The 4,196-nt window shown below is 55.2% G+C and carries 4 protein-coding genes; all 4 read right to left on the reverse strand.

What is annotated here, in order from left to right; translation table 11 throughout:
* The coding region (locus CW742_RS08080; protein WP_292418904.1) for a HEAT repeat domain-containing protein at window positions 1-390 on the reverse strand (390 nt) is incomplete at its 3' end.
* Between the two features lie 251 nt (window positions 391-641).
* On the reverse strand, window positions 642-1,247 hold the full coding sequence (locus tag CW742_RS08085) for a carbonic anhydrase (protein ID WP_292418907.1): 606 nt from the start codon (window positions 1,245-1,247) through the stop codon (window positions 642-644).
* 613 nt (window positions 1,248-1,860) lie between these two features.
* Window positions 1,861-2,736, reverse strand: a complete 876-nt coding sequence (locus tag CW742_RS08090) for a universal stress protein (protein ID WP_292418910.1) — start codon at window positions 2,734-2,736, stop codon at window positions 1,861-1,863.
* A 124-nt stretch (window positions 2,737-2,860) separates the two neighbouring features.
* Window positions 2,861-4,196 (reverse strand): DASS family sodium-coupled anion symporter (locus tag CW742_RS08095; protein ID WP_292418912.1); only part of this gene is annotated, 1,336 nt, incomplete at its 5' end.

Raw genomic sequence — 4,196 nt, forward strand, 5'->3', positions numbered from 1 at the left:
CTCCTCCGGGTCAGCGTACCGGTTCCTGAGTTCGATCATTGCCCCGAAACTCCGGATGGATGCAAGTGCTGCTGCAGCACTGAGGCGGATTTCCGGTTGTTCCTCTTTATCCCTGAGACGGTTGATGAGCACGTCCACCGAACGGCCGCTCCGGATACATTTCAACCCTTCGATTGCACAACGCCGGATATCCGGGTTCCGATCCTGGCAGAATCCATTCAATGACCGGACTGCACGAGGATCCCGGCTGTCCCCCAGGGCTGCTATCGCCCATATCCGGTTTTTCAGACTGCTGCTGTTCTCCGCTTTATCAATGAGTCGGTAAATCCCGTCTGTTTTTGGCAGATTGTTCTCCCATTCATCTGCCATCCTGTCTGTTATCATTCCCATGTTGCACACCATAACCTGTGTAGTCAGAATCCGGTGCCGGCCCTGTTATGTGCCACAACAGGGCAAAGTAATCCAATCATCTCGTAAAGAAAAGCTGCCGCTTAGTCAGTGCGACATGTACCCGCCGGGAATAGGTTTCGTCTTTGTTGGCGCAGTGATACATTACCAGATGTTCTTCACGCGATTATAAATAATTAATCATGATAGATTTGTTTTATCACTTACAAGGTAACAACAACGGGCAGGAAAAATCATTCAATGCGGGTAAGCCTGCCGTCATGAATATTGAAGTACAGGCCGTGAAAGAAAATCCGGCGTTCCCTGCAGACTTTTTTTACAAGAGGGTGTGCTTTCAGATGTTCAAGCTGGAGCCGCACGTTTTCCTTTTCGATACGTTGATACCGATCATGTATCTCTTCCGGGGTCACAGGTTTTTTCATCTGTGAATCGACACGGTGTTTTGCCTCCCGGGCGTTGTTCAGCCAGACGGGAATATAATAATAATCAGAATCTTCGATATCCAGTGCTTTTATTGCACCACAATCTGAATGCCCGCAGATTACAATATGCTCGACCTTCAGATTCATCAGGGCATATTCAAGGACGGTGGTGAAATTCCAGTCCTGCAAAGGGACGGCATTACCGATATTTCTCTGGATAAACAGCTCGCCGGGAGCTGAGCCGGTGATTCGTTCAGGATTGACCCGCGAATCGGAACAGCCGATCCATAATATTTTTGGCTGTTGACCTGATACGATACCTTTCCAGTATGTTATGTTAGGGACAAAGTCAGTCTGACGAAATTCTTCATTTCCCCTGAACATTTTCCCGAGAGGATCTTTTCCATCATCGCTCATTTTTCTCACCCCATCTTCCCGATGGTTATACAATACATCACACGTATCCTGTGATCATCCGTGCCAGGGGTGGTTGGCATCGATCTTTGAATCAGGTCCTGCGAGAGGCAATGACGATTGATGACAAAACCCCGGTAAAAATTAATAGGATTGTGTTCCCGTAAAAAACCAGCGCAGTCATCAGTTCCCGGGTATATGGTCATCCTTATGATGACACGATTTTGTATTGTAGTCCACTATTGTCCCGAAGTTGCATCATCCGGATATCCCGTTGGGAAAAAGGAGAGATCGCAGATTTGTTCACGGTTCCGCTGATTCCTGCTCCGGAACCTTTGGCTGTCCGAATATGCCGGTTTCACACCCCATATCCCTGTGCTCTTTCTTTGGTCCGATAACGTGCCGGTAAGTCAGCTGGTGGCGGTACTTCCACTGGCTGGCTTTGCTCACTGGTCGGGATAACGCAAACGGGTGAACCGGCTTCTGGTCATCGAATAGCACCGGAATGTGCAGCGTCTCACGGCTGATTCCCGCATCCTGTTCCCACCTGCCATGCGGCAGAATCCTTTCGCGGAACCGCACCTGTTATCGTTCGGTAAAGCCAGTGTGGGAAGGGTTACGCAGATTTTTCACTTGTGGTAACAAGGACCGGCCGGTGCGCCCGCCGCACCACAGCGTTCGTTGTGCTGCCGATGAAGAGCGCACGGAGTTCCCGCAGCCAGCCCTCCCCCTTCGGGCTCATCAGGATGAGCGTTGCAGAAAGCCGGTCGGCGGTTGCCGTGATCTCGTCGGGAGGATAGCCGATGCGGATCACCGGTTCCGCGTTCAGTCCTTTGATGGCCAGATCTTTTACCATTTGTTCCAGTTTCTCCTGTGCATCCCCGACAGCTGCCTGGATCTCCTCTTCGGACTCTCCCTTGTCAACTACGTGAAGGAGGGTGACTCTCCCGGGTGCCGGAATACGGGCAAGGCAGGCGAGCGCATCGCGTGACGGCTCCGAGAAGTCGAGTGGCACGAGAATGCGGGAGAACAGGTCCGGCCGACAGCCCACAGAACAGGACTCCGGCGGAAATCGCATGAGGAGGACCGGTGTCTTTGCATGACGGATGACGTTTGCCGACACGCTTCCAAGGAGAATGGTCTCTATCGTGTTCCTTCCGCGGGCACCCATGACGATGAGATCTGCTTTCTCCGTCTCTGCCTTCTCAAGGATGGTGAGCGGAATATCCCCCCGGGTAATGGTATTCACGAGGGTCTCGATTTCAGCGTCCGCTACGAGCCCGGCCTGTGCCAGCATTCTTTGTTTCTCCCTGATCAGGATCTTCGCGTTCTCGATCTTCGGGTCATGATCCCCTCCCCGCAGCGACGGCCGGGTGGCATCGACCACGTGGAGGAGGAAGACCTTTTTTACCCCCGGAATGTCCCTGACGTACTCCAGGACCTTCTCTGAGTCACTGGAGAAATCCGTTGGCAGCAGAACCTTCTCAAACATGTTTCCTGCTCCTGTTTGATAGATGGTTGTCCGGTTATTTAAGGCAATGTCAGAAGGCAGGATGATGCCCCGAAGTACGTTCCGCGAACCCTGTCGGGAAACCTGGCGCCGCGGGCCGGAATCTTCAGGATCCGCCAGAGAACAGCGGGATGCAGATCATGAGGACACCGATGCTGATCAGGTTCATCCAGAAGCCGGCCCGGACCATCTGCGGCATGGTTACATATCCCGACCCGTACACAACCGCGTTGGGCGGGGTACCGACCGGCAGCATGAAGGCAAGCGATGATGCGAGGGCTGCTGCTGCCATCAGGAGGAAGGGTTGCGTGCCCGATGCCACGGCAAGGGCAGCGACAACCGGCATGAAGATCGTGGCCGTCGCAGTGTTGGAGGTGACCTCGGTCAGGAAGAGGATCAGGACAATCACACAGAAAAGCAGGACCAGCGGGTCGACACCGGAGAGCAGGTTCAGCCGGCCGGCAATCCATGCCTCAAGGCCGGTGTCCATGAATCCCTTTGCAAGGGCGAACCCGCAGCCAAAGAGGAGGACGATACTCCACGGGAGGCGGGTGGCATCCTCCCAGGTAAGGATACGCCCGCCGCTGCCGGAGGGGATAATGAAGAGGAGCACCGCCCCGAAGACAGCGATGCCGGCATCCGTAACCATCGGGAAGAGCGGGGCCCAGAATCCCCGCGTTATCCAGAGCAGCACGGTCAGGAAAAAGACTCCCAGTACCCGGCGTTCTTCCGTGGAAAGCGGGCCGATCTCCCGTATCTGGTCGTCAATCCCGGCCGTTTCCCCGCCCCTGATGCGGGGAAAGGCGAAAAACACGAGGTAGATCCAGGAGAGAATCAGCAGGATACCGGCAATCGGTGCAGCAAAGGCTGACCACCCGATGAAAGATATCCCGGAACCGGTGAGGGTGCTGTACATCCCTGCCATGATCAGGTTCGGGGGAGACCCGATGAGGGTTGCAATCCCCCCTATGGATGCCCCGTACGCAACCGCAAGCATCAGCGCGGCCCTGAATTCCCCATCCTGTTCATTGCCGGAGAAACGGGTAGTCACGGCAGCAGCCACGGGCAGCATCATGAGTGCGGTCGCGGAGTTGCTGATCCACGCGGACATGAACGCGGTGGCCAGAAGGAACCCGCCAACGATCCTGCGCGGGCTGGTGCCGATCAGGCTGACGATGCGAAGGGCGATCCGGACGTGGAGCTTCCATTTCTCCATCGCAATCGCGATCAGAAACCCACCGATGAACAAAAAGACTATCGGGTTGCCGTATTCTGCGGTGACCGTTGTCGTCCCCATGGCACCACAGAGCGGGAAGATAATAATCGGGAGGAGGGAGGCCGCAGCGATCGGTACCGCCTCGGTTACCCACCAGACAACGATCCAGAGCGTGCCACCGGCAACCACCCGGGCTTCCCAGGGCAAAAAACCGGAACCCACGATC

Source organism: Methanoregula sp. (genome assembly GCF_002835825.1).
Taxonomy (GTDB): domain Archaea; phylum Halobacteriota; class Methanomicrobia; order Methanomicrobiales; family Methanospirillaceae; genus Methanoregula.